The sequence below is a fragment of the Streptomyces sp. NPDC090083 genome (assembly GCF_044747445.1).
GTDB lineage: Bacteria > Actinomycetota > Actinomycetes > Streptomycetales > Streptomycetaceae > Streptomyces.
Window position 1 is genome coordinate 309,721 of sequence record NZ_JBIVED010000007.1, and the last position, 25,124, is coordinate 334,844.

The following is a 25,124-nucleotide window of genomic DNA, read 5'->3' on the forward strand; positions in this document are numbered from 1 at the left end:
TCAGATTAGGTTTACCTAAGTGACGCAGCGCACCGTTCATCCGCCGGGCGCGGGTTGCCTGCCTCTGAGGAATTACGCAACAATGGCGTTGTGAAAAACGTTGGCGAGGCTCCGCAGGAGGAACTCGCGACCGGTGAGCGGTCCACCCGCAACCGTGTCGCGCGCTCCATCCTGGACCACGGCCCGTCGACCGTGGCCGACCTCGCGGGCCGGCTGGGGCTGACCCAGGCCGCCGTACGCCGTCATCTCGACGCACTCGTCGCCGACGACGTCGTGGAAGCACGTGAGCAGCGGGTCTACGGAGCGCGCACGCGCGGCCGCCCCGCGAAGGTGTTCGCCCTGACCGACTGCGGCCGGGACGCCTTCGACCAGTCCTACGACAAGCTCGCCGCGGACGCCCTGCGCTGGATCGCCGCGCACGGCGGCGGGGACGAGGCGATCATCGCCTTCGCCCGCGACCGCATGGCCGCCCAGGCCATCGCCTACCGCAAGGCCGTCGAGGCCGTGGCCCCCGAGAACCGCGCGGAAGCGCTGGCCAAGGCCCTGAGCGCGGACGGGTACGCTGCTACGGCGCGCAGCGCACCGGTCGGTGAGCAGCTCTGCCAGCACCACTGCCCGGTCGCCCATGTCGCCGAGCAGTTCCCGCAACTGTGCGACGCGGAGACGGAACTCTTCTCCCAGCTGCTCGGCACCCATGTCCAGCGACTGGCCACCATCGCCCACGGCGACGGCGTGTGCACCACGTTTATCCCGAAGATTTCCAAGAACGCAGCTGACACATCTGTACGTAACGCCGGGAGGAACCCCGCATGACGCTCCCCATCGAGGAGACCGCCCACCCCGAGCTCGAGGGTCTGGGCACCTACGAATACGGCTGGGCCGACTCCGACGTGGCCGGTGCCTCCGCGAAGCGCGGCATCAACGAGGACGTCGTCCGGGACATCTCCGCCAAGAAGAACGAGCCGGAGTGGATGACCAAGCTCCGTCTCAAGGGCCTGCGCCTGTTCGAGAAGAAGCCCATGCCGAACTGGGGCTCCGACCTCTCCGGCATCGACTTCGACAACATCAAGTACTTCGTGCGCTCCACGGAGAAGCAGGCGGAGTCCTGGGAGGACCTGCCCGAGGACATCAAGAACACGTACGACAAGCTCGGCATCCCCGAGGCGGAGAAGCAGCGCCTCGTCGCCGGTGTCGCCGCGCAGTACGAGTCGGAGGTCGTCTACCACCAGATCCGTGAGGACCTGGAGGAGCAGGGCGTCATCTTCCTCGACACCGACACCGCGCTGAAGGAGCACCCGGAGCTCTTCAAGGAGTACTTCGGCACCGTCATCCCGGTCGGCGACAACAAGTTCGCGTCGCTCAACACGGCCGTGTGGTCCGGCGGCTCCTTCATCTACGTCCCCAAGGGCGTGCACGTCGAGATCCCGCTCCAGGCCTACTTCCGCATCAACACGGAGAACATGGGCCAGTTCGAGCGGACGCTGATCATCGTCGACGAGGACGCCTACGTCCACTACGTCGAGGGCTGCACGGCGCCGATCTACAAGTCGGACTCCCTGCACTCCGCGGTGGTCGAGATCATCGTGAAGAAGGGCGCCCGCTGCCGCTACACGACCATCCAGAACTGGTCGAACAACGTCTACAACCTGGTCACCAAGCGCGCCGTGGCGTACGAGGGCGCGACCATGGAGTGGATCGACGGCAACATCGGCTCCAAGGTGACGATGAAGTACCCGGCCGTCTACCTGATGGGCGAGCACGCCAAGGGCGAGACCCTCTCCATCGCCTTCGCGGGCGAGGGCCAGCACCAGGACGCCGGCTCCAAGATGGTCCACATGGCGCCGAACACGTCGTCCAACATCGTCTCCAAGTCGGTGGCGCGCGGCGGCGGCCGGACCTCCTACCGCGGTCTCGTCGAGATCGGCGAGGGCGCCCACGGCTCCAAGTCGAACGTGCTGTGCGACGCGCTGCTCGTCGACACCATCTCCCGCTCGGACACCTACCCGTACGTGGACGTCCGCGAGGACGACGTGTCCATGGGCCACGAGGCGACCGTCTCCAAGGTCTCCGAGGACCAGCTCTTCTACCTGATGAGCCGCGGTCTGACCGAGTTCGAGGCGATGGCGATGATCGTGCGCGGCTTCGTCGAGCCGATCGCCAAGGAACTGCCGATGGAGTACGCCCTCGAACTCAACCGGCTGATCGAGCTGCAGATGGAGGGCTCGGTCGGCTAAGACCGGTCCTTCCGCACGTAGCCAGCGAATTCTGACGCAGGAAAGAGAGCAGACCGACAGCCATGGCTGAGGCTCAGAGTATTCCGGTGGGGTCCACCACCGCCGGCGCGGTGGCCGTTGCCGCCGAGTCGACCGTCGCCACGCGCATGAGCGCGCCCCCGTCCTTCGACGTGGCGGACTTCCCGGTCCCCCACGGCCGCGAGGAGGAGTGGCGGTTCACCCCGCTGGAGCGCCTGCGCGGGCTGCACGACGGCACCGCGACCGCCACCGGCGAGGGCGTGAAGGTCGCCATCGGCACCCCCGAGGGGGTCACCGTGGAGACCGTCGGCCGTGACGACGCGCGGCTCGGCAAGGCGGGCACCCCGGTGGACCGCGTGGCCGCGCAGGCCTACTCGTCCTTCGAGAAGGCCTCGGTCGTGACCGTCCCCAAGGAGACGGTCCTCACCGAGCCGATCCGCATCGTCGTGCACGGCGAGGGCGGTGTCGCCTACGGCCACCAGGTCATCGAGCTGGGAGCCTTCGCCGAGGCCGTCGTCGTCATCGACCACACCGGTGACGCGGTCCTCGCCGCCAACGTCGACTACGTCCTCGGCGACGGCGCCAAGCTCACCGTCGTCTCCGTCCAGGACTGGGACGACAAGGCCGTGCACATCGGCCAGCACAACGCCCTGATCGGCCGGGACGCCACCTTCAAGTCGTTCGTCGTCACCTTCGGCGGCGATGTCGTACGGCTGCACCCGCGCGTGGCCTACGCCGGACCCGGCGGCGACGCCGAGCTGTTCGGCCTGTACTTCACGGACGCGGGCCAGCACCAGGAGCACCGCCTGCTGGTCGACCACAACACCCCGCACTGCAAGTCCAACGTCATGTACAAGGGCGCGCTGCAGGGCGAGGGCGCCCACGCGGTGTGGATCGGTGACGTCCTCATCGAGGCCGCCGCCGAGGGCACCGACACGTACGAGATGAACCGCAACCTCGTGCTGACCGACGGCGCCCGGGTCGACTCCGTGCCGAACCTGGAGATCGAGACCGGCGAGATCGTCGGCGCCGGCCACGCCTCCGCGACCGGCCGCTTCGACGACGAGCAGCTCTTCTACCTGATGGCGCGCGGCATCCCCGCCGACGACGCCCGCCGTCTGGTCGTCCGCGGCTTCTTCGCCGAGCTCGTCCAGCAGATCGGTGTCACCGACATCGAGGAGCGGCTGCTCGAGAAGATCGACGCGGAGCTGGAGGCGTCGGTCTGATGACCTTCGTACGCGCCTGTGACCTCGGCGAGCTGGAGGACGACACCCCGAAGCGGGTGGAGCTCGACGGCACGCCGGTCTCGGTCGTGAGGACCGAGGGGGAGGTGTTCGCGATCAACGACATCTGCTCGCATGCGAACGTCTCGCTCTCCGAGGGCGAGGTGGAGGACTGCCAGATCGAGTGCTGGCTGCACGGCTCCGCGTTCGACCTGCGCACCGGCAAGCCGTCCGGCCTCCCCGCCACGCGCCCCGTACCCGTTTACCCCGTAAAGATCGAAGGAGGCAGCGTCCTCGTCGACGTAGGCGCCTCCCTCACCCAGGAGTCCTGAGGAACCCATGGCAACGCTTGAAATCCACGACCTGCACGTCACCGTCGAGGCCGACAACGCCACGAAGGAGATCCTCAAGGGCGTCGACCTCACCGTGAAGCAGGGCGAGACCCACGCCATCATGGGCCCGAACGGCTCCGGCAAGTCGACGCTCGCCTACTCGCTCGCGGGTCACCCCAAGTACACGATCACCGGCGGCACCGTCACCCTCGACGGCGAGGACGTCCTGGAGATGTCCGTCGACGAGCGCGCCCGCGCCGGCCTCTTCCTCGCGATGCAGTACCCGGTCGAGGTCCCCGGTGTCTCCGTCTCCAACTTCCTGCGCACCTCTGCCACCGCCGTCCGCGGCGAGGCCCCCAAGCTGCGCACCTGGGTGAAGGAGGTCAAGGAGACCATGGAGCGCCTCTCCATGGACCCCTCCTTCGCCGAGCGCAACGTCAACGAGGGCTTCTCCGGCGGTGAGAAGAAGCGCCACGAGATCCTTCAGCTGGAGCTGCTCAAGCCGAAGATCGCGATCCTGGACGAGACGGACTCCGGCCTGGACGTCGACGCCCTGCGCGTCGTCTCCGAGGGCGTCAACCGCGTCCGCGAGACCGGCGAGGTCGGCACCCTGCTGATCACCCACTACACGCGCATCCTGCGCTACATCAAGCCCGACCACGTGCACGTGTTCGCGAACGGCCGTATCGCGGAGTCCGGCGGCCCGGAACTCGCCGACCAGCTCGAGGCCGAGGGCTACGACAAGTACGTGAAGGGTGGCGCATCCGCGTGACGCAACTGCCGGGCCTCCTCGACACCGAGGCGATCCGCAAGGACTTCCCCATCCTGGACCGCACGGTCCACGACGGCCGGAAGCTCGTGTACCTGGACAACGCGGCGACCTCGCAGAAGCCGCGCCAGGTGCTGGACGCCCTCAGTGGTTACTACGAGCAGTACAACGCCAACGTCCACCGCGGTGTGCATGTGCTCGCCGAGGAGGCCACGGCACTGTACGAGGGCGCGCGGGACAAGGTCGCCGCGTTCATCAACGCGCCCTCCCGCGACGAGGTGATCTTCACCAAGAACGCCTCCGAGTCGCTCAACCTCGTCGCGAACATGCTGGGCTGGGCCGACGAGCCCTACCGCGTGGACCACGAGACAGAGATCGTCATCACGGAGATGGAGCACCACTCCAACATCGTGCCGTGGCAGCTGCTCTCGCAGCGCACGGGCGCGAAGCTGAAGTGGTTCGGTCTCACCGACGACGGCCGGCTGGACCTGTCGAACATAGAGGAGGTCATCACCGAGAAGACGAAGATCGTCTCCTTCGTGCTGGTCTCCAACATCCTCGGCACCGTCAACCCGGTCGAGAAGATCGTGCGCCGCGCGCAGGAGGTCGGGGCCCTGGTCCTGATCGACGCCTCGCAGGCCGCGCCGCACATGCCGCTGGACGTGCAGGCCCTCCAGGCCGACTTCGTGGCCTTCACCGGCCACAAGATGTGCGGCCCGACGGGCATCGGCGTGCTGTGGGGCCGCCAGGAACTCCTGGAGGACCTGCCTCCGTTCCTCGGCGGCGGCGAGATGATCGAGACCGTGTCGATGCACTCGTCGACGTACGCGCCCGCACCGCACAAGTTCGAGGCGGGTACCCCGCCGATCGCCCAGGCGGTGGGCCTCGGCGCGGCGATCGACTACCTGTCCTCGATCGGCATGGACAAGATCCTCGCCCATGAGCACGCGCTGACCGAGTACGCCGTGAAGCGCCTCGGCGAGGTTCCCGACCTGCGGATCATCGGCCCCACCACGGCCGAGGACCGGGGCGCGGCGATCTCCTTCACGCTGGGTGACATCCACCCGCACGACGTGGGCCAGGTGCTGGACGAGGAAGGCATCGCGGTCCGGGTCGGCCACCACTGCGCCCGCCCGGTCTGCCTGCGCTACGGAATTCCTGCGACCACGCGAGCGTCGTTCTATCTGTACTCCACGCCGGCCGAGATCGACGCACTGGTCGACGGCTTGGAGCACGTACGGAACTTCTTCGGCTGAGGGGCTGGCTGGAATCGTGAAGCTTGATTCGATGTACCAGGAAGTCATCCTGGACCACTACAAGCACCCGCACGGCCGGGGCTTGCGGGATGGCGACGCCGAGGTGCACCACGTCAACCCGACGTGCGGCGACGAGATCACGTTGCGCGTGAAGTACGACGGCGAGCAGATCACGGACATCTCCTACGAGGGCCAGGGCTGCTCGATCAGCCAGGCGTCGGCCTCCGTACTGAACGACCTCCTCGTCGGCAAGGAACTCTCCGACGCGCAGAAGATCCAGGAGACCTTCCTGGAGCTGATGCAGTCCAAGGGCAGGATCGAGCCCGACGACGCGATGGAGGAGGTGCTGGAGGACGCGATCGCGTTCGCCGGTGTCTCCAAGTACCCGGCACGGGTGAAGTGCGCCCTCCTCAGCTGGATGGCGTGGAAGGACGCGACGGCCCAGGCCCTGGGCGGAGCCGACGCCGACGCGGAAAGGAAGACGGCATGAGCGACACCGAGACCATGGAGATCAAGCCCGCCTCCGAGGAGGAGGTCCGCGAGGCCCTCCTCGACGTGGTCGACCCGGAGCTGGGCATCGACGTCGTCAACCTCGGTCTGATCTACGGCGTCCACATCGACGACGCCAACATCGCGACCATCGACATGACCCTGACCTCGGCGGCCTGCCCGCTGACGGACGTCATCGAGGACCAGGCCAAGTCCGCCACGGACGGCCTCGTCAACGAGCTCCGCATCAACTGGGTCTGGATGCCGCCGTGGGGCCCCGACAAGATCACGGACGACGGCCGCGACCAGCTGCGGGCGCTGGGCTTCAACGTCTGATCCGTCCGGGCGGACGTCCAGCCCGCCGTCACACCGGAAACGGCCATACCCTCGGGTATGGCCGTTTCTCTGCGTCACATCGCCGTCGACGCGCACGACCTTCCCGGGCTCGCCCGTTTCAGGGCCGTGGGCCGGGTCGTGCTCGCCGATCCCGAGGGCAACGGGTGCCGCGTCCTGCGGCCCAAGACCTCGCTGACCGCCTTTCGTGACACGCCCCGCTGACCGAGCGCGCCCCGCTCAGCCGAGCGCGCCCACCAGCCGGAACGCCGAGTCCGACCGGTACTGCGGGCTGTTCTGGTAGACGTCCAGCTTGAGCTGGAAGTTCTGGTGGCGGAGGTAGCGGCCGGGGTAGTTCACCGACTCCAGCATCACCGCGCCCGAGTACGACGAGCTGCGGGGGCAGAAGGTGGCGTCCTGCTTGAAGAGGGCGGAGCCGTCGTCGCGTTCGTCGCGGAGGACGAAGTCGCGGTGGCGGAGGTAGGCCCCGGAGGACGTGGTGAAGGAGTAACAGGAGCTGTTCGCAAGGCCCTTGACCAGGGTGAAGGTGGAGGCGCTGCGGGCCCCGGCGGAGGTGGCCGGGTTGAGCTTGACGAAGTCGCCGCTCACCTGCCAGTAGCGGTCCGGGTAGTTGACCGAGCGCACTGACGTCCGGGTGGTGGAGGACGAGGAGCCGGAGGACCCGGGACCGGATCCGGATCCGGTCCCGGAACCGGACGATCCCGCTGAACTCCCGTGCGTGGACGTCGACTTGGGCGGTGCGGGCGTCTTCGCGGACGGCGTCGCGCCGTGTTCCGAAGCGGCGGTCGACGCCGTGGGGCCCGATGCCGTCGCGGACGCCGGTGCGTGCTTGTCCGGCGTCGGCGCGCCCTGCTTCGACGGGGAGGCGAACGAGAGCAGTCCGGGACCGTCCGCGCCGTCCGGCGACGTCGAGTCCGCCCGCTTCGTGCGGGGCGCGTCGTCGCGGTGCTTGTCCGTCACGACGATCGCCGTCACGCACACGACGATCGTGGTGAGGGCGAGCGCACCGGCCAGCCAGAGCCGGCGGGTTCCGGGGGCCCGGGTGGTGTCGGGGTTCCAGCCGTTCTCCCAGGGGGTGTGCTCCGGGGAAGGGGGCTGGGACGTGCTGTCTGGCATGCGCTGTTCCTCCAGCGGCGCCCATGGCGACGGCCGAGACCGTGAAAGCCAGGTGTGTGACAGGTATGTGAACGGTGAAACAGTAGTGGAGCGAGGGGAGTGGGAGCAGCCGTTTCAGTGAGCGGTTTCTACGAGATTCCCGTGTGCGCGCCCGGTGTTGGGGAGTCCCGCTCGGGGGTGCTCCGCGCCGACGCCGTTATGTACACTCGTACACATGGCATTTCTGATGCTCCTCACGGCGATCGCCGCGGAGGTGGGCGGTACCACCGCCATGAAGTTCAGCCACGGCTTCAGCCGGCTCTGGCCCTCGGTTCTCACGGTCCTCGGATACGTGCTCTCCTTCGCGCTGCTCGCACAGACGCTGAAGTCCATGTCGGTGGGCACGGCCTACGCGATCTGGGCGGGCCTGGGCACCGCCGCGATCGTGGCCATCGGGACGGTGTTCCTGGGCGAGGGGATGACCCTGGCGAAGGCCGCCGGGATCGCGCTGATCATCGTCGGGGTCGTCCTGCTCAACCTGGGCGGGGCGCACTGATGGCCCGGCGCTACGACCCCGAGCGGCGGCAGCGGATCATCGACGCGGCGATCCGGGTGGTCGGGGAGAAGGGCCTCGCCGGACTCAGCCACCGTTCCGTCGCCGCCGAGGCCGATGTGCCGCTCGGCTCCACGACGTACCACTTCGCGACCCTCGACGAACTGATGGTCGCGGCCCTGCGCCAGGCCAACGAGGGCTTCGCCAAGGTGATCGCGGGACGCGGCGGCCTGGAGGACCAACGCACCGACCTGGCGGCGGAGTTGGCGGGCTGGATGGGGGAGTGGCTCGCGGGCGACCGCACGGGTGTGGAGCTCGAGTACGAGCTGTACCTCGCGGCCCTCCGCCGCCCCGCCCTGCGCCCGGTCGCCGCCGAGTGGGCCCGCGACCTCGCCGAACGACTCTCCCGGCGCACGGACCCGGTCACCGCGCGGGCACTCGTCGCGCTGATGGACGGGATCTGTCTACAGGTGCTGTTGACGGACGCGGCGTACGACGAGGCGTACGCGCGGGAGGTGTTGGGGCGGGTGATTCCGGGGGCGGCGGGGGAGTGACGCGGGGGCGGTGTCCGTTCTTCGGCGTCCGTGGCGTCCCCGACGTCGACAGGGCCTGCCCGAGCCGTCCCACCGGGTGCGCCGGCCTCCGGCGGAGCCCTTCCGTGTCGTTCTCTGAGACGTCCCGTCGGTGAGTTGGTCCCCGCCGCCCCCGCCAGGTTAGGTTTCCCTCATGACCGACACGACCGCACCTCGCACCACCGGCGCCGTTGCCGCCGGGCTCGCCACCGTCGCCGCCGACGGGACCGTACTCGACACCTGGTTCCCCGCGCCCGAACTGTCCGCCGAACCCGGGCCCGCCGGTACGGAGCGGCTGTCCGCCGAGCGTGCCGTGGAGCTGCTCGGTGACGGTGCGGCGAAGGCGCTCGGCCCGGACGCCCGCCGGGGCGTCGAGGTGATCGCGGTCCGTACGGTCATCGCCTCCCTCGACGACAAGCCGCTCGACGCGCACGACGTCTACCTCCGCCTGCACCTCCTCTCGCACCGCCTGGTCAAGCCGCACGGCCAGAGCCTGGACGGCATGTTCGGCTTCCTCGCCAACGTCGCCTGGACCTCGCTCGGCCCGGTCGCCGTGGACGACGTCGAGAAGGTGCGGCTGAACGCGCGCGCCGAGGGCCTGCACCTCCAGGTGACCTCGGTCGACAAGTTCCCGCGCATGACGGACTACGTGGCCCCGAAGGGCGTCCGCATCGCCGACGCCGACCGGGTCCGGCTCGGCGCGCACCTCGCCGAGGGCACGACGGTCATGCACGAGGGCTTCGTCAACTTCAACGCGGGCACGCTCGGCACGTCGATGGTCGAGGGCCGGATCTCCGCCGGTGTCGTGGTCGGCGACGGTTCGGACATCGGCGGCGGCGCGTCCACGATGGGCACGCTGTCCGGTGGCGGCAACGTCCGTATCACCATCGGCGAGCGCTGCCTGGTCGGCGCGGAGGCGGGCGTCGGGATCGCGCTCGGCGACGAGTGCGTCGTCGAGGCCGGCCTCTACGTCACCGCCGGCACCCGCGTCACGATGCCCGACGGCCAGATCGTCAAGGCCCGCGAACTCTCCGGCGCCTCCAACATCCTCTTCCGCCGCAACTCGGTCACCGGCACGGTGGAGGCCCGCCCGAACAACGCGGTCTGGGGCGGCCTGAACGAGATCCTGCACAGCCACAACTAGCGTGACCCGCACATGAGTCGAGCGCCTTCCCGGTCACCGGGAGGGCGCTCGACCCGTGTGAGGGGTCGGACAGTCAGGTTCCTACGGCTGCCGCGAACTCCGCCAGCACCGCGAAGTCCCCCTCGCGCAGGCCGAGTCGGGGATTCACGTGGTGCGCGATCGCCTCCGTCTTCCAGTGCACCCCGTCGGGCCGCTCGACGAACAGCCGGTCACCGAAGTCGACGTACGGCAGCCGGGGCAGGCCGATGGCCGGGGCGATCCACTCGTTCGCGGTGTCCATCCACGTGGTCGCCCAGCACAGGTCGTACCCGAGCCGGAGCAGCGCGGGGCCGTGCGAGGGGTTCAGCCAGACCTGTAGGGGGCGGCGACTCATGCGGTCACCGTAGGGGAGCGGCCGGGCGGGGGCGACTCGGGGCCCTCGCGGTCATCCGGTGATGAACTCCTCGTACGCCGCCACCAACCCGTCGACCGCGTCCCGGCCCGCGGCCCGCAGCGGTGCCCGGACCGAACCCCCGGGCAGGCCCAGTGAGTTGAGGAGCGCCTTGGCCGTCACGGTGCCGGGCAGCCCCGCCGCCATCATCAACTCGACGAGCGGCGTGGCGCGTTGCTGGAGACGGGCGGCGACGTGGGTGTCGCCCGCCTCGAACGCGTCCAGGACCGACCGGGGCCGGGCCGGGACGACGTTCGCGACCGTGCTCACGTACCCCGCCGCGCCCACCGCGTACAGCGCGAGGATGTGCTCGTCGCAGCCCGCGTAGTACGCCAAGTCCGTGCGGCCCAGCACCTTCTGGGTGCCGAGGAAGTCGTAGGAGCAGTCCTTGACCGCGACGATCCTGGGGTGTTCGGCGAGCCGGATCAAGGTCTCCGGTTCGATACGGGTGCCGGTGCGGCCAGGGATGTCGTAGAGCATCAGCGGCAGTCCCGAGGCGTCGGCGACCTCGCGGAAGTGCGCCTCAAGGGCGTCCTGCGGGGGCCTGCTGTAGTACGGCGAGACCACCAGTACTCCGTCCGCGCCCGCCTGTTCGGCCTGTCGGGCGAGTTCGACGGTGTGCCGGGTGTCGGACGTACCCACCCCCGAGACGAGCGGCACCCCGTCCCCGACGGTTTCTCGTACGGCCGTGACGAGCGCCGCCTTCTCCGCGTCCGACGTCGTCGGCGACTCCCCGGTCGTCCCGGACAGCACCAGCCCGTCACATCCCTCCGACACCAGCCGCGCGGCGAGGAGTTGAGCCCCGGGGAGGTCGAGCGCGCCCGCCTCGGTGAAGGGGGTGACCATGGCGCACAGGGCGCGGCCGAAGGGCCGTGGGGCGGAGGTGACCGGGTTCGTCATGGGAGTAGTCTCGGCAGTGCGACCGTGAAGCTCCACTTAATTCTTCTACGTGATATCGATAAGGGATGCTGCGGAATCGCGGACGGCGGTGGGGCACGGCGTGCGGCGATCCCGGCGTGACCGCCGACGCGCGCCCTGCCTGAAGGCCTCACGCCCAAGACCCCGCACCCAAGGCCCTATGTCCAATTGGCCCCTTCATGGGTCACCATGGGCAGGAAGGTCACCGACGTGGGAAGTCGATCCACCCCTGGTCACGGGAGGCGTCATGAAGCTCGGCAAGGCACTGGCCACCGGAGTTGCCGAGGAGCGGCCGCGGATCCAGCACGGCGAGTCCGAACTCCCTGAGGAGATCGGCGAGTTGACGGAGACCGCGGAACCGGCGGCGCGCGAAGAGGTCCCGGCCGCCCGATGAGGCTGCGGCTCCCCGAGGAACGTCCGACGGAGCCGCCGACCGGATTCAAGATCGCCCACCCGGTGCTGTCCCAGGACGGCACCCGGGCCGGGTTCACCGGTGTGTCGCTGGGCGGCGCGCTGCCGTACGGAGTCGTGGCCGACGCGTCCTGCGTCTACGGCCGCCGCCACCGTTCGCCCGCGCGGCGCTGCGACTGCGGCTTCCACTGTGTGCACGAACGGGCCGCCGCGGAGGCCCTGTTGTGCATGGAGGAGCATCGCGCGGCGGTCCTCCTCGACATCACCGTGCTCGGCGCCTACATCCGCTTCGAACTCGGCTTCCGCTACGCCCGCCAGCGCGTCCGCACCGCCACGGTCGGCCCGTGTGCCTGCGGGGAGCGGGCCGTCGCGCTCGCCGACGCGGGCTGGGGCAGGCCCGGTTGGCGCGCCCTGGCCGCCGCGTGCCCGGGCTGCGTGCGTGGCCGCACCTCCGTCGCGCTCGCCGTGTTCGCCCGGCTGGCCGGGGACGGACTGCGGGTGGTGGCGGGGAGCGGCGCGCACGGGCCGACCGCCGGCCCTGGTCTCCCGGAGGGGCTCGGCGTGCCCGAACTCGTCGCGGAGGCGGCCCTGTTGCAGGCCCGCCTCGACTGGTTCCAGAGCCGGTTGGCCCGGCTGGAAGGGGGCGGGAAGCAGCCGTAGGCGGGAAGCGGCCGTGGCGGGAGAGGGCGGCGGGCGGCCTTGACCTCAGGTTCGGTCGAGGTTGGAGGCTGGTCGGTGACGCACACCCGTACCGGCCATCGGAGGCCCGCATGACCCGCCGTACCCACTCCCATCCCGACCTCGCCGATCCCCGCGTCGGCGCCCCCTTCTTCAGCACCTGGCGCGTCGGCACCCCGTTGCGGCAACAGCGGTCCGTCGAGGCGGTCGCGGTCGCCTGGGAGCGCCGCCCCTGGCCCGCCGACGGCCTCCTCGGCTACCACGTCTACACCGGCCACGACTCCTCCACCCTGCTGCACTACGCGCAGTGGACGGCCGAGCCCGCCTACGAGGCCTTCGCCAGGACCCGCCGCCAGGAGCGCGCCGACGAGATCGACACCGCCGTACCGCACATCGAACGCCTCGGCCTCACCCGCTGCCGCCGCTACCGCAGCGGCGGCCCGGCGGACCGGGCGGGCCGTACCCCGGGATGTGTCGTGGTCGTCGACGTCGAGTTCGACGGGCCCGACCCCGCCCGCCAGCACGCCTGGGTGGACGCCGTGTTCGAGGCCCTCGCCGACGATCCCGCCCCGCACCCCGGCGGCATCTCCGCCCACTTCCACGTCTCCACCGACGGCACCCGCGTCCTCAACTACGCCGAGTGGGACAGCGCTCAGTCCCACCTCGACGCCCTCGCGGCCCCCGGCGACGGCATCGGTTCCGCCACCGCCCTCTGGGAGCGCGTCCAGACCTGGCCCGGCCTGAAGAGCAGCACCGTCAGCCGCTACGACCACGCCCTCGGCCTCCTCCCCGGCTGACTCGCGGAAGCCCACCGGCACCGACAATCGCACCCGCCTGGACAAAAAAAGTGTTCGGTGAGACGGTGGACGCATGCTGGACGTCACCGTGATCGAGGACCCCGAGGCCGCAGCCGTCTCGCTTGACCCCACAAGGGCCAGGCTGCTCGCCGAGCTGGCGGCGGGACCCGCGTCGGCCACCATGCTGGCCGGCAAGGTCGGACTGCCCCGGCAGAAGGTGAACTACCACCTCAAGGCGCTGGAGCGGCACGGCCTGGTCGAACTGGCCGACGAGCGGCGCAAGGGCAACGTCACCGAGCGGCTGATGCGGGCGACCGCCGCGTCGTACGTCATCTCGCCGCTCGCGCTCGCCGCCGTGCAGCCGGACCCGGACCGGTTCCGCGACCAGCTCTCCGCGCGCTGGCTGCTGGCGCTCGGCGCCCGGCTGGTGCGGGACGTCGGCTCGCTGATCACCGGCGCGGCCAGGGCACACAAGCGGCTGGCCACCTACGCGCTCGACGGCGAGGTGCGCTTCGCGTCCGCCGCCGACCGCGCCGCGTTCATCCAGGAACTGACCGCCGGGGTGAGCGCCCTCATCCGCAAGTACGACGCGGGAGAGTCCGAAGAGGGCCGCGACCACCGGATCGTCATCGCCGTCCACCCCACCCTCAAGACACCGCCCGCCCCGGAACTGGACCAGTCGAACCAGTAGCACCGGCAGTACACAGGAGCCAGCCATGTCCAAGGAATTCGAGATCGTCTACGAGTTCGAAGTCGACGCCACGCCGGACGAGATGTGGGACGCCGTCACCTCCGGCACCGGCGGGTGGCTGTGGCCGATGGAGTTCGACGGGGAGAAGCGGGTCGGGCCCTTCGGGTCGACCCTCACGAACTTCGACCCGCCGCACCGGCTCACCGCCCGTACCGAGGACGTCGGGTTCCCGACCCAGAGCCTCAACCAGATCGACGAGACCATCGAGTCCCGCGACGGCGGCAGGCGCGCCTGGGTGCGGTACGTGCACAGCGGGATCTTCACCGACGACTGGGACAACCAGTTCGACGGCGCGAGCAAGCACAACGCGTTCTACCTGCACACCCTGCGCGAGTACGTCACGCACTTCGCGGGCCGCCCGGTCGCGTTCGCCACGCTCAACGGGCCCGGTGCCTCAACGGCCCCCGGCGCACTGGAGGTCGCGGCCCGGGCGCTCGGTCTCGCGGCCGACGTCTCCGCGGGGGCGCGGGTGCGGGCACACGGTCCTGCGGGGCAACTCCTGGACGCCGTGGTCGACTTCCGCGACCCGTACTTCATCGGACTGCGCACCGACAGCGCGCTGATCCGGTTCTTCGGGCGCAACCACTGGGGCGCCCCCGTCGGCGTCAGCGTCCACGACTTCGCGGCGGACGCCGACGCCAGGACGAACGAACTCGCCTGGCAGGACTGGCTGGACGGGGTCTTCGCCTGACCTGGTGCGGTGCTGCGAGACCCCGTCCACCCATCCCCCATGGGCCCGTGGGCGCTACGGCTGGAAGCGCAGCACCTGCGGGTCGTGATCGCTGATCTGGTCGTGGAACTCCGAGTTGATGTGGACGCTGTCGTACTCGAAGCAGTCCTTGCGGATCGACGGGCTGATCAGGATCTGGTCCAGGACCTGCTCGTTGCCCTGGTAGTCGTACGTGTAACGCTCGTTCTTCGGCAGGGACTTGATCGCCGAGTACAGCTCGCCCCTGCCTTCGAGGATCTTCGCGGTGTCGGAGAACTCGAAGTCGTTCATGTCGCCGAGCGTGATGACGTCCGCGTCCTTCTGGGCCGCGAGGATCTGCTTGACGAAGGCGTTGACCGCGGTCGCCTGCGCGTGCCGCTGGGTCTCCGAGCTGCGGGTGACCGGCTGGTACTGCGCGGTCAGCGGCTGGTCGCCGCCCTTGGAGGTCAGGTGGTTGGCGATCACGAAGACCGTCCTGCCCCGGAAGACGAACTCGCCCGCGAGCGGCTTGCGGCTCGCGTTCCAGGCCGCGTTGGCCGGGTCGACACGGCCCGGGGAGGCCGTCAGCTGCGCCTTGCCGTGCACCTTGGTGACCCCGACGGCGGTCGTCGAGTCGCCGCCCGCGCGGTCGGTGAAGGAGACCCGCTGCGGGTTGAACAGGAACACCTGGCGGATGTTGCCGCCGGGCTCGCCGCCGTCCTGGTCGTTGACCGGGTCGATGGAGCGCCAGTCGTACGCCGGGCCGCCCGCCGCGACGATCGCGTCGATCAGCTTGCCGACCGTGACGCTCGCGTCGACCGTGCCGTCGTCCGTCGCGCCGTTGTTGTCCTGGATCTCCTCCAGGGACACGATGTCGGGGGACTGGAGGTTGTTGACGATCGCCGAGGCGTGCGCGGCGAAGGTGCCGTCCGACGGGTCGAGGTTCTCGACGTTGTACGTCGCCACCGCGAGCTGGTTCCTGGACTGCTTCTTCGTCGTCTCGCGCTTGAGGCCCGCGCTCTTCACGGCGCCGATCTCGTTGGCGACGAGGGTGTAGCCGCCGTACTGGTTGAAGTCCATCGGGCCGGCCGTGGTGCCCGTCAGCTTGTCGCCGACGTTGACGACCGGGAAGTCCGCCGTCGCGCCCAGGGACTGGATCTGGAGGCGCCCGGTGTTCTGCGCGTCGTAGGAGCCGTAGACCGTGCCGCCGCGCTTCGAGGCGTTCTCGTGCGGCTTGACCGTGACCCACAGCTCCGCGTACGGGTCGGTCGCGGTGACCACGCGGGCGTCGGAGACCTGGACGTTCATCCCCTCGAGGGACTCGTAGTAGTCCAGGGCGTACTTCTTCGGCTGGAGCGTCAGCCCGTTGATCGAACCGCTCGCGGCGGTGTCACCGGTCGGCGTGTACCTGCTCGGCACGGACCGGTCGCTGATCACCACGGGCGCCGGTACGGCGTTGCCCTGGGAGACGACGGTGACCGTCGGCTTGGTGATCTCGGTCACCGACTGGTTGCCCGTGGCGGCGCCGCCCGGGACGTACTCGGAGACCGTGCCGGAGACGGTGACCGCGTCGCCGACCGCGACGGTCGGGGTCGAGCTGGTGAAGACGAACACGCCCTCGCTGGTGGCCGGGTTGTCGTCCGGGGTCGCGTCCTGGAACCAGAACCCCTTGGACGAGCCGTAGGTGCGGACGCCGGTGACGATGCCCGGGACGTCCGCGACCTTCTGGCCGGCGTACGGGGACACCCGGGTCGTGCCCTGGATGTCGTGGATGCGGACGCCGTCGGCGTGCGCGGGCGAGGTGAGAACGATCGTGGACGCCACGGAGCAGACGGCGGCGACGGTGAGCGCGGCGAGGCGCGCGGTGGACTTGCTCGGCAACGGGATCCCTCCGGGGACATGCGTGGGTGCCGGGACGAGGGTGATGAGAACACATACTGCGGCGGTGGGAGCCGCGACCGGTGGGGCGGCAGCGACGCGCGTAGAACATGGCTGGGTTGGGTGTCCATGACATTTCTACGCGCGTCAATCTCATTGCGGAGCCGCCCAGTTGTCAAGGTTTCGGCCATGGACACCGTGTGGCCAGCACATGAACCGGGCGGCATGGGTCGAAATCCGTCTAGGCTGAGCGGCTGAGTCGTGTGTCGTGTACGGCCGTCGTACGGCCCTCGAGGCGCCCTAGGAGATCCCACCGATGTCAGACAGCTCCCCCTTGCCGCCGGTGCGGCTGCACTCCGAAGCGGAGCTGGCGCGCGACGCGCTGTCCACACCCCTGCTCTCCCGGGCCGCGCAACTGGCCCGCTGGGCCGGCCCCGAGACCCGGATCGACGCCGGTGGCAGCCTTGTCGACGAGCAGCTGCCCGCCGCCGCCGAGCACCTCGGACTGACCGGCGACGACGCCGCGGCCGACGCCAGCGAGGCCTGGCGGGTCGCCGTGGACACCGGGCTGGTCGAGGTCGTCGACGAGGAGGAGGGCACCGTCACGGCCGGCGAGGAGCTGGCCCAGCTCACCTCCGGCTCGCCGCACGACGTCCTCACGGTCTGGCTCGGCGCCCTCGACACCCTCCTCGCGGACGCGAGCGTGCCCGATCTGGACGGTCTTGTCGACGCCATGGACGAGAGCGGCGAGGTCGATTTCTCGTCACTCGACTGGGACCCCGAGGCGGAGGCCGAGTTCCTCGACGGCGTCCTCGGCAACCTCTACCTCCTCACCGTCAACGAGGACGGCCCCGGCGACGGACCCGTCCCGCTGCCCGCGCTCGCCGCCTCGATGATCGTCCCCAGCGACATGGGCGAACCCACCAACGACGTCCTGGAACAGGTCTCCGACGCGATGATGCGCCTGGACGACCAGTTCCGGCTGCTCGCACCGGTCGGCCTCGTCGACTACCAGCCCGTCGACGAGGCCCTCATGGCCGACATCGACGAACCCGTCGAGAGCCCCGCCGCCGTCGACGAGACCGACGTCACCCGCTACGGCATGGTCCGCCTCACCCCCCTTGGCCTCTACGGCCTCCGCGCCCGCCTCCTCGAAGCGGGCTTCGCCGCCCCCGCCGTGGGAGACCTCGCGGACAAGGGCGCGGACGCGCTGCTCGACGGGACGTCGCAGTTCCCGCAGCGGGCGGCGCAGGCCGAGCTCGAACAGTGGCTGGCCGGCCGTGAACCCCTCGCCGCCGCAGAGGAGCTGCTCGCCGCGGCCCGCGGCGCCGACCCCGGCGCACCCCTGCGGCGGCTGCTCTGCCAGCAGGCGCTCTCCCTCGTCGGCGCGGAGGCCGAGCCCGCCCTGCGCGCGGTGCTCGACGACCCCGAACTGGGCGGCCTCGCCCGGGTCTGGCTGAGCGAGCACGGCGCGAACGACGTCCCCGCGCCCTCCGAGGACCTGGTGTTCTGGCTGACCGTCGACACGGTCGCCGCGCAGCTCGCCGCCGAGGGCAACTCCGAGGAACTGCAGGCCCTGGTCGAGGGCCTGGCCCAGCAGCACAACGGCTTCTTCGCGGCTGCCTGGCGGGTCGACCACCCGGCGACCGCGGACGTCCTGGAGGCGATGGGGCGTCTGCACCCCGACAAGCGGATCGCGAAGGAAGCCCGCAAGGCGGCCTTCAAGGCGCGTTCCCAGCAAGGGAGTTGAGCCGAAGCGGCCTCGGTGGCCGGTGAATCCCATGGGTGATTTTTGAATCCCATGGGTGAGCGCATACGGCTTCGTGGCCGGATGCGGACGGATTCATGGAAGAGAGCCCGGCGAAGTCGACCGGTGTTCAACTCGTGTTCAGACATGGGCGGGAGCGTGGCGCCGACCGAGGTCCGCCACCCTCCACGGCACACCCACCGTCACAGGAGACACCATGTCGCTCACCCGCAGGGATTTCACCGCACAGTCCGCGCTGACAGGTGCCGGGATCGCGCTGGCGGGCAGCGTCGGCGCCCTCGCCACCGCGCCCAACGCCCTCGCGTCCACCGACACCGAGGAATCGACGGCCCGCCACGGCCACGGCCACGGCCATGACCACGGGCACGGCCACGTCGGTGTCGGCTACGGCCCGCTGATCGCCGACCCGGACGGCCTCCTCGCCCTCCCCGCCGGCTTCACCTACCGCGTCATCACCCACAGCGGCAAAACCAAGCTGGAATCAGGGGAGTTCACCCCCTCCAACCACGACGGCACGTCCACCTTCGACGGCCCGCGCGGCGCCACCCTCCTGGTCAACAACCACGAACTCGCGGGCCCCCGCGCCCAGTGGCCCCACCCCGTCCCGCTCACCGAGGGCCTCGTCTACGACCCCGCCGCGGCCGGCGGCTGCACGGTCGTCGAGGTCCGCCGCGACCACGTCGCCGAGTGGGTCGGCATCGCCGGCACCGCCACCAACTGCGCGGGCGGCAACACCCCTTGGGACACCTGGCTCACCTGCGAGGAGACCGAGGACAAGGCCGGCACCAACGGCTTCACCAAGGACCACGGCTACGTCTTCGAGGTCGACCCCGTCGACCGCCGCGCCAACCGGAACCCCAAGCCGATCAAGGCACTCGGCCGCTACGCGCACGAGGCGGTCGTCGTCGACCCCAAGCGCGGCCACCTCTACCTGACCGAGGACGCGTCCAACCCGAACGGCCTCCTCTACCGCTGGACCCCGCCCGAGCACTTCCACCACGGCCGCGGCAAGCTCCGCACCCTTCCCGACGGCGCGGGCGTCCTCGAAGCCTTCAAGTGCTTCGACTCCGGCGGCAAGTTCGTCGACGACCTCTCCCGCGCCACGAAGATCGGCACGGTCTACGGCGTGGACTGGGTGACCGTCCCCGACCGCGACGCGAAGACGGTGTCCGTCCGCAAGCAGTTCGCCGCCGGAGAGGTCACCCGCGCCCGCAAGCTGGAGGGCATGTGGTGGGGTGACGGCGGCACCTACATCGTCTCGTCCTTCGCCCGCACGGAGAGCCCCGTCCAGCACGACGGCGCCGTCTGGTTCTACGACCCCAAGCGCCGCACCCTCACCCTCAAGGTCCTCCTCGGCGTCAACCCGGACCCGTCCGTTGACGGCGCGTTCGACGGCCCCGACAACATCACCGTCTCCCCCTACGGCGGCCTCGTCATCGCCGAGGACGGCGAGGGCGTCCAGCACCTGTTCGGCGCGACCGACTCCGGCCGCACCTACCCGATCGCCCGCAACGAACTGAACATCGGCACCGAAGAAGAACCGGAATACAGCGAGTTCACCGGCGTCACCTTCTCGCCCGACGGCAGGACCCTCTACGCCAACATTCAGACGCCGGGGATCATGCTCGCGATCACGGGCCCCTGGAAGCGGCAGAAGCGCGGCTGAACTCCCGTACGGAATTAATTGGTTGGCCCCTCCGGAGCTGTGCCTCCTAGTCTGAGATCACAACAGCACGCACCTCCCGGTGCGCAGGCGGCGGTTACTTCGTTGCAACCGAAAAAGACACCGCAGCCGTTCTTGATCTCGGGAGGCGCAGCTCATGGTGGGTGCCCGGTGCGCAGGCAACGGTTACTTCATCGGATCGGACGGTTGCGGGTTCGAGTCCCGTCATCGACCTCGGGTCGGTGTAGCTCAATGGGGTAGAGCATCTGAACAGTCCGTCGCCGCTCTCTGATCTCGGGCACCCACCTTTCGCCGCGTCTCCCTCCGAAATCCCATGTTCCGGGGATCGTCCCAGGAACAAGGGGCAATGAATTCGGGGGAATTCACCATGGCGCGCTTCAACTCCAAGGCGGCTAAGGCCGGGCCCACGTCGCGGGTCACCTCCACCGGCCGGGTGCTCCGTACGTACGAGGGCGGCCGGGGCCGCGAGCGTGACACGCGCTCCGAGCTCTTCCTGCTCGCCGTCGCCAACTTCGTCTCCCAGCAGACCTTCTACGAGTCCGGCGACGACCGCGACGACCGCTTCGCGGCCCTCGTGCGTCAGCTCGCCGTCACCGACCCCGACTGGACGGCGGGCCTCCTCGGCTGGCTGCGCGGCGAGGGCAACCTCCGTACGGCCGCCGTCGTGGGCGCCGCCGAGTACGTGAAGGCCCGCCTCGACGCCGGCGCCACCGACGGCCCCTCCAACCGGCGGGTCGTCGACTCGGTGCTCCGCCGCCCGGACGAGCCCGGCGAACTGCTCGCCTACTGGACCGCGCGCCACGGCCGCGCCATCCCGAAGCCCGTCAAGCGCGGCATCGCCGACGCCGTACGACGGCTCTACGGCGGCACGTCGCTGCTGAAGTACGACACCGCGTCCAAGGGCTACCGCTTCGGCGACATCCTCAACCTCGTGCACGCGGCGCCGGACCCGGACAAGGCCTGGCAGGGCGAGCTGTTCCAGTACGCGCTGGACCGGCGCCACCACCCGGACACCGCCGTACCGCCGGCGTCGAGCCACGTCCTCACCGCGCACCGCGCGCTGATGGCGCTGCCGGTCGAGCGGCGGCGCGCGGTCGTCACGGCGGCCGACGGCGCGGAGCGGCTCGCGGCGGCCGGGATGACGTGGGAGGCGCTGGCCGGCTGGCTCCAGGGCCCGATGGACAAGGCGGCCTGGGAGGCCGTCATCCCGTCCATGGGGCCGATGGCGCTGGTCCGGAATCTCCGTAACTTCGACGAGGCCGGGGTCTCGGACGAGGTCGCGGCCCGGGTGGCGGCGAAGATCAGCGACCCGGCCGAGGTCGCGCGCTCGCGCCAGTTCCCCTTCCGGTACCTCGCCGCGTACCAGCACGCGCCCTCGCTGCGCTGGGCGTACCCGCTGGAGCGGGCGCTCGGCCACTCGCTGGCCAACGTGCCCGCGCTGCCGGGCCGCACGCTGGTGCTGGTGGACCGCTCCGGCTCGATGTTCTTCTCCCGGCTGTCCGACCGCTCGGAGCTGAACCGCGCCGACGCGGCGGCGGTCTTCGGCACGGCGCTCGCGCTGCGGGCGGCGGACGCGGACCTCGTCGAGTTCGGCACGACCAGCAGGCGGCTGCACGTGGACGCGGGCGAGTCGGTGCTCAAGGTCCTCGGCCGCTTCGGCGACCTGGGCGGCACCGACACCACCTCGGCGGTCCGCGCGCACTACCGGGGTCAGGACCGGGTGCTGATCGTCACCGACGAGCAGTACACGCACAGCCCGCACGGCGACCCGACCGAGCAGGTCCCGGCCCATGTGCCGGTCTACACCTGGAACCTCGCCGGGTACCGGGCAGGCCAGGGCCCGTCCGGCCGGGGCAACCGGCACACCTTCGGCGGCCTCTCGGACGCGGCCTTCCGGATGGTCCCGCTCCTCGAATCCGCCCGGGACGCGGACTGGCCCTGGGCGGCCTGAGCCACCAGGAGGCATTGACATCTAACATTTCAGTTCTAGCATGACGGTCATGGAAGCCCTACGGCCCGTCCGCCGCACCCTGCTCAGGGACCGCGCCTACGAAGCGATCCGTGACGCCATCGTCGCCGGGGAGATCGAACCCGGCGCGGTGGTGCGCGACGCCGAGCTGGCCGAGCGGCTCGGGCTGTCCCGGGCGCCGGTGCGGGAGGCGTTCTCACGGCTCGTGGACGACGGCCTCCTGGAGAGCAAGCCGCAGAGCTACACCCGGGTGACCCCGGTCGTAGCCGCCGACGTGCGGGACGCGGCGGCCGTCGTCGGCGCCCTGCACGAGCTGGTCACGCGGATCGCCGTACCCCTCCTGCGGGGCACGGACGTCGACGTGATGCGCGCGGCCAACGACCGGTTCGCCGCCGCCGTGCGCGCCGGCGACGTGGACGCCGCGCTGCGCGCCGACGACGAACTGCACGACGTCCTGGTCCACGTCAGCGGCAACCGCGCCGCGGCGGCCACCGTCGCCCGCTACACCCCCCTCATCCGCCGGCTGGAGCGACGACGCTTCGGCGAGGGCGGCAACTGCCGTTCGGCAGGCCTGCACGAGCGCCTCATCGAGGCCTGCGCCGAGGGCGACGTGGACGACGCGGTCCGCGTGACGGCGGAGATCTGGCGAGGCCTCGAAGGCCTCGCCGACGCCGACTGACCCGCTCCCCGACCGACCAGCGACCCGGGAGAACCCCCATGTCCCTTTCCTCGTACGACCGTTACCCCCTCCTCTTCGGTCCCTCGCCCGTCCACCCGCTGGAGCGCCTCACCGCCCACCTCGGCGGCGCCGCCCTGTGGGCCAAGCGCGAGGACTGCAACTCCGGTGTGGCGTACGGCGGCAACAAGACCCGCAAGCTGGAGTACCTCGTCGCCGACGCCCTCGCGAAGGGCTGCGACACCCTCGTCTCGATCGGCGGCGTCCAGTCCAACCACACCCGCCAGGTCGCCGCCTGCGCCGCCCGCGCCGGGCTCAAGTGCGTGCTGATCCAGGAGAGTTGGGTGGAGTGGCCCGACTCCGTCTACGACAAGGTCGGCAACATCCTGATCAGCCGTCTCGCCGGAGCCGACGTCCGCCTGGTGAAGGCCGGGTTCGGCATCGGCTTCAAGGAGAGCTGGGAGCTGGCCCTGCGCGAGGTCGAGGAGAGCGGCGGCAAGCCCTACGCCATCCCGGCCGGCGCCTCCGACCACCCGCTCGGCGGGCTCGGCTTCGCCAACTGGGCGCACGAAGTCGCCGAGCAGGAACGGGAGTCGGGCGTCTTCTTCGACACCGTGGTGGTGTGCTCGGTGACCGGCTCCACCCAGGCGGGCATGGTCGCCGGGTTCAAGGCGATCGAGGAGGCGGGCGGCCGGGAGCGCCGGGTGCTCGGCATCGACGCCTCGGCGAAGCCCGCGGAGACCCGCGAGCAGGTGGCCCGCATCGCCCAGGCCACCGGCCGGCTCATCGGGGTGAAGCGGGAGGTGACCATCGACGACGTCGAACTCGACGACCGCTACCACGCCGGCGTCTACGGCATCCCGGACGAGACCACCCTGGAGGCGATGCGCCTGGCCGCCCGCACCGAGGGAATGGTCACCGACCCGGTGTACGAGGGCAAGTCGATGGCCGGGATGATCGACCTGGTCACACGCGGCGAGATCTCCGCCGACTCCACCGTCCTGTACGCCCACCTCGGCGGCCAGCCCGCGCTGAACGCGTACAGCGCGCTGTTCTAGACCGTCACGGACGGCGGTCGGGCCGCGCTCCCGGCCCGCGGGCCGGGGGAGCGAGCGCCGGGCGCCCCTCGGCCAGGGGCGCCCGCAGCGGTCGTAGGACTGCCTACAGTGCCTGGGCGGACGGCTTGACCATGCCGCGCACCGTGCGGGACTTCACGAAGTTGCCCATCGCGGTCATGTCCCACTCGCCGGAGAACTGCTTGACCAGCTTGGCCATCATGACCCCGGTCTGGGCCTCGGCGTTGGTGAGGTCGAAGCGGACCAGTTCCTCGCCGGTCGCGGCGTCCACGAGGCGGCAGTAGGCCTTGGCGACCTCGGTGAACTTCTGGCCGGAGAAGGAGTTGACCGTGAAGACCAGGCCGGTGACCTCCTGGGGGATCCGGCCGAGGTCGACCACGATCACCTCGTCGTCACCGCCGCCCTCGCCCGTGAGGTTGTCACCGGAGTGCTTGATCGCGCCGTTCAGGATCGACAGCTTGCCGAAGTAGCAGCTGTCGATGTGGTTGCGCTGCGGGCCGTAGGCGATGACCGAGGCGTCCAGGTCGATGTCCTTGCCGCGGTACGCGGGCTCCCAGCCGAGGCCCATCTTGACCTGGGCGAGGAGCGGACGGCCGCCCTTGACGAGGGACACCGTCTGGTTCTTCTGGAGGCTGACGCGGCCCTTGTCGAGATTGATCTTTCCGGCGCCGAGCGGGGGCGCGGAGGGCGGCGGCGGGGGAGTCGCCGGGACAGGGGGTGCCACCGGGGTCTGCACCGTGGGCGTGGGCGGGGCGACCGGTGCGGGCGCCGGGGCCGCGGCCGGTTCCTCGACCGTGACGCCGAAGTCCGTGGCGATGCCCGCCAGGCCGTTCGCATACCCCTGGCCGACCGCTCGGGCCTTCCAGGCGCCGTTGCGGAGGTAGATCTCGACGACCACGAGCGCTGTCTCGGCGCCGAGCTGCGGGGGCGTGAAGGTGCCCAGGACGCTGTTGTCGTCCGCGTTGCGGATCGTGGCCGTGGGCTCGATGCCCTGGAAGGTCTGGCCGGCCGCGTCCGGGCTGGCGGTGACGACGATCTTCTCGATGCCCGGCGGGACGGCGCCGGTGTCGACGGTGATCGCGTCGGGTGCCGTACCGCCGCCGGAGCGGTAGGTCACGCCGGGGCCCGTCGGCTGGTTGTAGAAGATGAAGTCGTCGTCGGAGCGCACCTTGCCGTCGCCCGTGAGCAGCAGGCCCGATACGTCGAGCCGCACCGGGGCGGCGACGTCCACCGTCACGCGGGCGGCGGAGAGAGGGATGTTCGAGCCGGGGGTCATAGCTGTCATGACTCGTGAACGACCGAGACCATTTTGCCGTTCCCTTACCAAGCGGCCAATTTCGCCCACCCGGTCAACGCCCGGC

The 25,124-nt window shown here is 70.4% G+C and carries 26 protein-coding genes and 1 pseudogene; 22 read left to right on the plus strand and 5 right to left on the minus strand.

Features of this window, described 5'->3' with window-relative positions:
- Positions 1 to 90: 90 nt before the first annotated feature.
- The 9 genes from ACIPTO_RS25690 to ACIPTO_RS25730 all read left to right on the plus strand — a co-directional run bounded on the left by ACIPTO_RS25690 (position 91) and on the right by ACIPTO_RS25730 (position 6,879).
- A complete protein-coding gene (locus ACIPTO_RS25690; RefSeq protein ID WP_366319487.1) occupies positions 91 to 813 on the plus strand; it encodes a metalloregulator ArsR/SmtB family transcription factor in 723 nt (240 codons plus the stop codon).
- On the plus strand, positions 810 to 2,234 hold the full coding sequence (gene sufB, locus ACIPTO_RS25695) for a Fe-S cluster assembly protein SufB (RefSeq protein ID WP_366319485.1): 1,425 nt from the start codon (positions 810 to 812) through the stop codon (positions 2,232 to 2,234). Before ACIPTO_RS25690 ends, sufB begins: the two co-directional genes overlap by 4 nt.
- 62 nt (positions 2,235 to 2,296) lie before the next feature.
- Positions 2,297 to 3,478 carry a Fe-S cluster assembly protein SufD gene (sufD, locus tag ACIPTO_RS25700; RefSeq protein ID WP_401195914.1) on the plus strand — a complete coding sequence of 394 codons (1,182 nt, stop codon included), beginning with the start codon at positions 2,297 to 2,299 and terminating at the stop codon, positions 3,476 to 3,478.
- Entirely contained in the window at positions 3,478 to 3,807 is a 330-nt protein-coding gene (locus tag ACIPTO_RS25705; RefSeq protein ID WP_366319481.1) for a non-heme iron oxygenase ferredoxin subunit, read from the plus strand. Before sufD ends, ACIPTO_RS25705 begins: the two co-directional genes overlap by 1 nt.
- A 7-nt stretch (positions 3,808 to 3,814) precedes the next feature.
- Positions 3,815 to 4,579, plus strand: coding sequence for a Fe-S cluster assembly ATPase SufC (gene sufC / locus ACIPTO_RS25710; RefSeq protein ID WP_366319479.1), 765 nt, complete (start codon positions 3,815 to 3,817; stop codon positions 4,577 to 4,579).
- Positions 4,576 to 5,832, plus strand: a complete 1,257-nt coding sequence (locus ACIPTO_RS25715; protein WP_366319477.1) for a cysteine desulfurase — start codon at positions 4,576 to 4,578, stop codon at positions 5,830 to 5,832. The genes sufC and ACIPTO_RS25715 overlap by 4 nt, the downstream gene beginning before the upstream one ends.
- A gap of 16 nt (positions 5,833 to 5,848) precedes the next feature.
- Entirely contained in the window at positions 5,849 to 6,322 is a 474-nt protein-coding gene (gene sufU, locus ACIPTO_RS25720) for a Fe-S cluster assembly sulfur transfer protein SufU (RefSeq protein WP_352111269.1), read from the plus strand.
- On the plus strand, positions 6,319 to 6,657 hold the full coding sequence (locus ACIPTO_RS25725; RefSeq protein WP_019060535.1) for a metal-sulfur cluster assembly factor: 339 nt from the start codon (positions 6,319 to 6,321) through the stop codon (positions 6,655 to 6,657). The genes sufU and ACIPTO_RS25725 overlap by 4 nt, the downstream gene beginning before the upstream one ends.
- Before the next feature lie 57 nt (positions 6,658 to 6,714).
- Entirely contained in the window at positions 6,715 to 6,879 is a 165-nt protein-coding gene (locus ACIPTO_RS25730; protein ID WP_401195919.1) for a hypothetical protein, read from the plus strand.
- A gap of 15 nt (positions 6,880 to 6,894) precedes the next feature.
- On the opposite strand, the gene ACIPTO_RS25735 is transcribed toward ACIPTO_RS25730, so the two are convergent.
- Positions 6,895 to 7,791 carry an AbfB domain-containing protein gene (locus ACIPTO_RS25735; protein WP_401195921.1) on the minus strand — a complete coding sequence of 299 codons (897 nt, stop codon included), beginning with the start codon at positions 7,789 to 7,791 and terminating at the stop codon, positions 6,895 to 6,897.
- 214 nt (positions 7,792 to 8,005) lie between these two features.
- Between ACIPTO_RS25735 and ACIPTO_RS25740 the strand changes: the two genes are divergently transcribed.
- The 3 genes from ACIPTO_RS25740 (at position 8,006) to dapD (ending at position 10,039) form a co-directional block, all read left to right on the plus strand.
- On the plus strand, positions 8,006 to 8,326 hold the full coding sequence (locus tag ACIPTO_RS25740) for a multidrug efflux SMR transporter (protein ID WP_352184626.1): 321 nt from the start codon (positions 8,006 to 8,008) through the stop codon (positions 8,324 to 8,326).
- On the plus strand, positions 8,326 to 8,877 hold the full coding sequence (locus tag ACIPTO_RS25745) for a TetR/AcrR family transcriptional regulator (protein WP_401195924.1): 552 nt from the start codon (positions 8,326 to 8,328) through the stop codon (positions 8,875 to 8,877). The genes ACIPTO_RS25740 and ACIPTO_RS25745 overlap by 1 nt, the downstream gene beginning before the upstream one ends.
- A gap of 172 nt (positions 8,878 to 9,049) precedes the next feature.
- The gene (gene dapD / locus ACIPTO_RS25750; protein WP_266767487.1) at positions 9,050 to 10,039 is read left to right on the plus strand and encodes a 2,3,4,5-tetrahydropyridine-2,6-dicarboxylate N-succinyltransferase; all 990 of its coding nucleotides are present in this window, start codon (positions 9,050 to 9,052) and stop codon (positions 10,037 to 10,039) included.
- Positions 10,040 to 10,112: 73 nt separating this feature from the next.
- On the opposite strand, the pseudogene ACIPTO_RS25755 reads toward dapD, so the two are convergent.
- Together ACIPTO_RS25755 and dapA are read right to left on the minus strand one after the other, a co-directional pair.
- Positions 10,113 to 10,409, minus strand: a pseudogene (locus ACIPTO_RS25755) (hypothetical protein); the annotation flags it as partial.
- A gap of 54 nt (positions 10,410 to 10,463) precedes the next feature.
- On the minus strand, positions 10,464 to 11,369 hold the full coding sequence (dapA, locus tag ACIPTO_RS25760; RefSeq protein WP_401195927.1) for a 4-hydroxy-tetrahydrodipicolinate synthase: 906 nt from the start codon (positions 11,367 to 11,369) through the stop codon (positions 10,464 to 10,466).
- A 265-nt stretch (positions 11,370 to 11,634) separates the two neighbouring features.
- Here dapA and ACIPTO_RS25765 point away from each other — a divergent pair, with 265 nt between their 5' ends.
- From ACIPTO_RS25765 to ACIPTO_RS25785, 5 genes are all read left to right on the plus strand, one after another.
- Positions 11,635 to 11,781, plus strand: coding sequence for a hypothetical protein (locus tag ACIPTO_RS25765; RefSeq protein WP_401195930.1), 147 nt, complete (start codon positions 11,635 to 11,637; stop codon positions 11,779 to 11,781).
- Positions 11,778 to 12,458 (plus strand): hypothetical protein, encoded by a 681-nt coding sequence (locus ACIPTO_RS25770; protein ID WP_401195932.1) that lies wholly within the window; start codon positions 11,778 to 11,780, stop codon positions 12,456 to 12,458. The genes ACIPTO_RS25765 and ACIPTO_RS25770 overlap by 4 nt, the downstream gene beginning before the upstream one ends.
- Before the next feature lie 110 nt (positions 12,459 to 12,568).
- Complete coding sequence (locus tag ACIPTO_RS25775) at positions 12,569 to 13,273, plus strand: antibiotic biosynthesis monooxygenase (RefSeq protein WP_401195934.1); 705 nt, start codon at positions 12,569 to 12,571, stop codon at positions 13,271 to 13,273.
- Positions 13,274 to 13,346: 73 nt separating this feature from the next.
- On the plus strand, positions 13,347 to 13,964 hold the full coding sequence (locus ACIPTO_RS25780) for a winged helix-turn-helix domain-containing protein (protein WP_366319462.1): 618 nt from the start codon (positions 13,347 to 13,349) through the stop codon (positions 13,962 to 13,964).
- Positions 13,965 to 13,989: 25 nt separating this feature from the next.
- Positions 13,990 to 14,715 (plus strand): SRPBCC domain-containing protein, encoded by a 726-nt coding sequence (locus ACIPTO_RS25785; RefSeq protein WP_401195937.1) that lies wholly within the window; start codon positions 13,990 to 13,992, stop codon positions 14,713 to 14,715.
- A gap of 54 nt (positions 14,716 to 14,769) precedes the next feature.
- Here the strand turns inward: ACIPTO_RS25785 and ACIPTO_RS25790 are convergent, their stop codons facing one another.
- Positions 14,770 to 16,593 (minus strand): endonuclease/exonuclease/phosphatase family protein, encoded by a 1,824-nt coding sequence (locus ACIPTO_RS25790; RefSeq protein ID WP_401195939.1) that lies wholly within the window; start codon positions 16,591 to 16,593, stop codon positions 14,770 to 14,772.
- 313 nt (positions 16,594 to 16,906) lie between these two features.
- On the opposite strand from ACIPTO_RS25790, the gene ACIPTO_RS25795 reads away from it, so the two are divergent.
- The 5 genes from ACIPTO_RS25795 (at position 16,907) to ACIPTO_RS25815 (ending at position 23,745) form a co-directional block, all read left to right on the plus strand.
- On the plus strand, positions 16,907 to 18,340 hold the full coding sequence (locus tag ACIPTO_RS25795; RefSeq protein WP_366319456.1) for a hypothetical protein: 1,434 nt from the start codon (positions 16,907 to 16,909) through the stop codon (positions 18,338 to 18,340).
- 214 nt (positions 18,341 to 18,554) lie between these two features.
- Positions 18,555 to 20,024, plus strand: coding sequence for an alkaline phosphatase PhoX (locus ACIPTO_RS25800; protein ID WP_401195941.1), 1,470 nt, complete (start codon positions 18,555 to 18,557; stop codon positions 20,022 to 20,024).
- Between the two features lie 385 nt (positions 20,025 to 20,409).
- Positions 20,410 to 21,993: a TROVE domain-containing protein gene (locus ACIPTO_RS25805; RefSeq protein WP_401195943.1), complete on the plus strand. Its 1,584-nt coding sequence runs from the start codon at positions 20,410 to 20,412 to the stop codon at positions 21,991 to 21,993.
- A gap of 49 nt (positions 21,994 to 22,042) precedes the next feature.
- Complete coding sequence (locus ACIPTO_RS25810; RefSeq protein ID WP_329555589.1) at positions 22,043 to 22,690, plus strand: GntR family transcriptional regulator; 648 nt, start codon at positions 22,043 to 22,045, stop codon at positions 22,688 to 22,690.
- A gap of 38 nt (positions 22,691 to 22,728) precedes the next feature.
- On the plus strand, positions 22,729 to 23,745 hold the full coding sequence (locus ACIPTO_RS25815) for a 1-aminocyclopropane-1-carboxylate deaminase (protein ID WP_401195946.1): 1,017 nt from the start codon (positions 22,729 to 22,731) through the stop codon (positions 23,743 to 23,745).
- 103 nt (positions 23,746 to 23,848) lie between these two features.
- Here the strand turns inward: ACIPTO_RS25815 and ACIPTO_RS25820 are convergent, their stop codons facing one another.
- Positions 23,849 to 25,039 carry a TerD family protein gene (locus tag ACIPTO_RS25820; RefSeq protein ID WP_366319983.1) on the minus strand — a complete coding sequence of 397 codons (1,191 nt, stop codon included), beginning with the start codon at positions 25,037 to 25,039 and terminating at the stop codon, positions 23,849 to 23,851.
- Positions 25,040 to 25,124 lie beyond the last annotated feature (85 nt).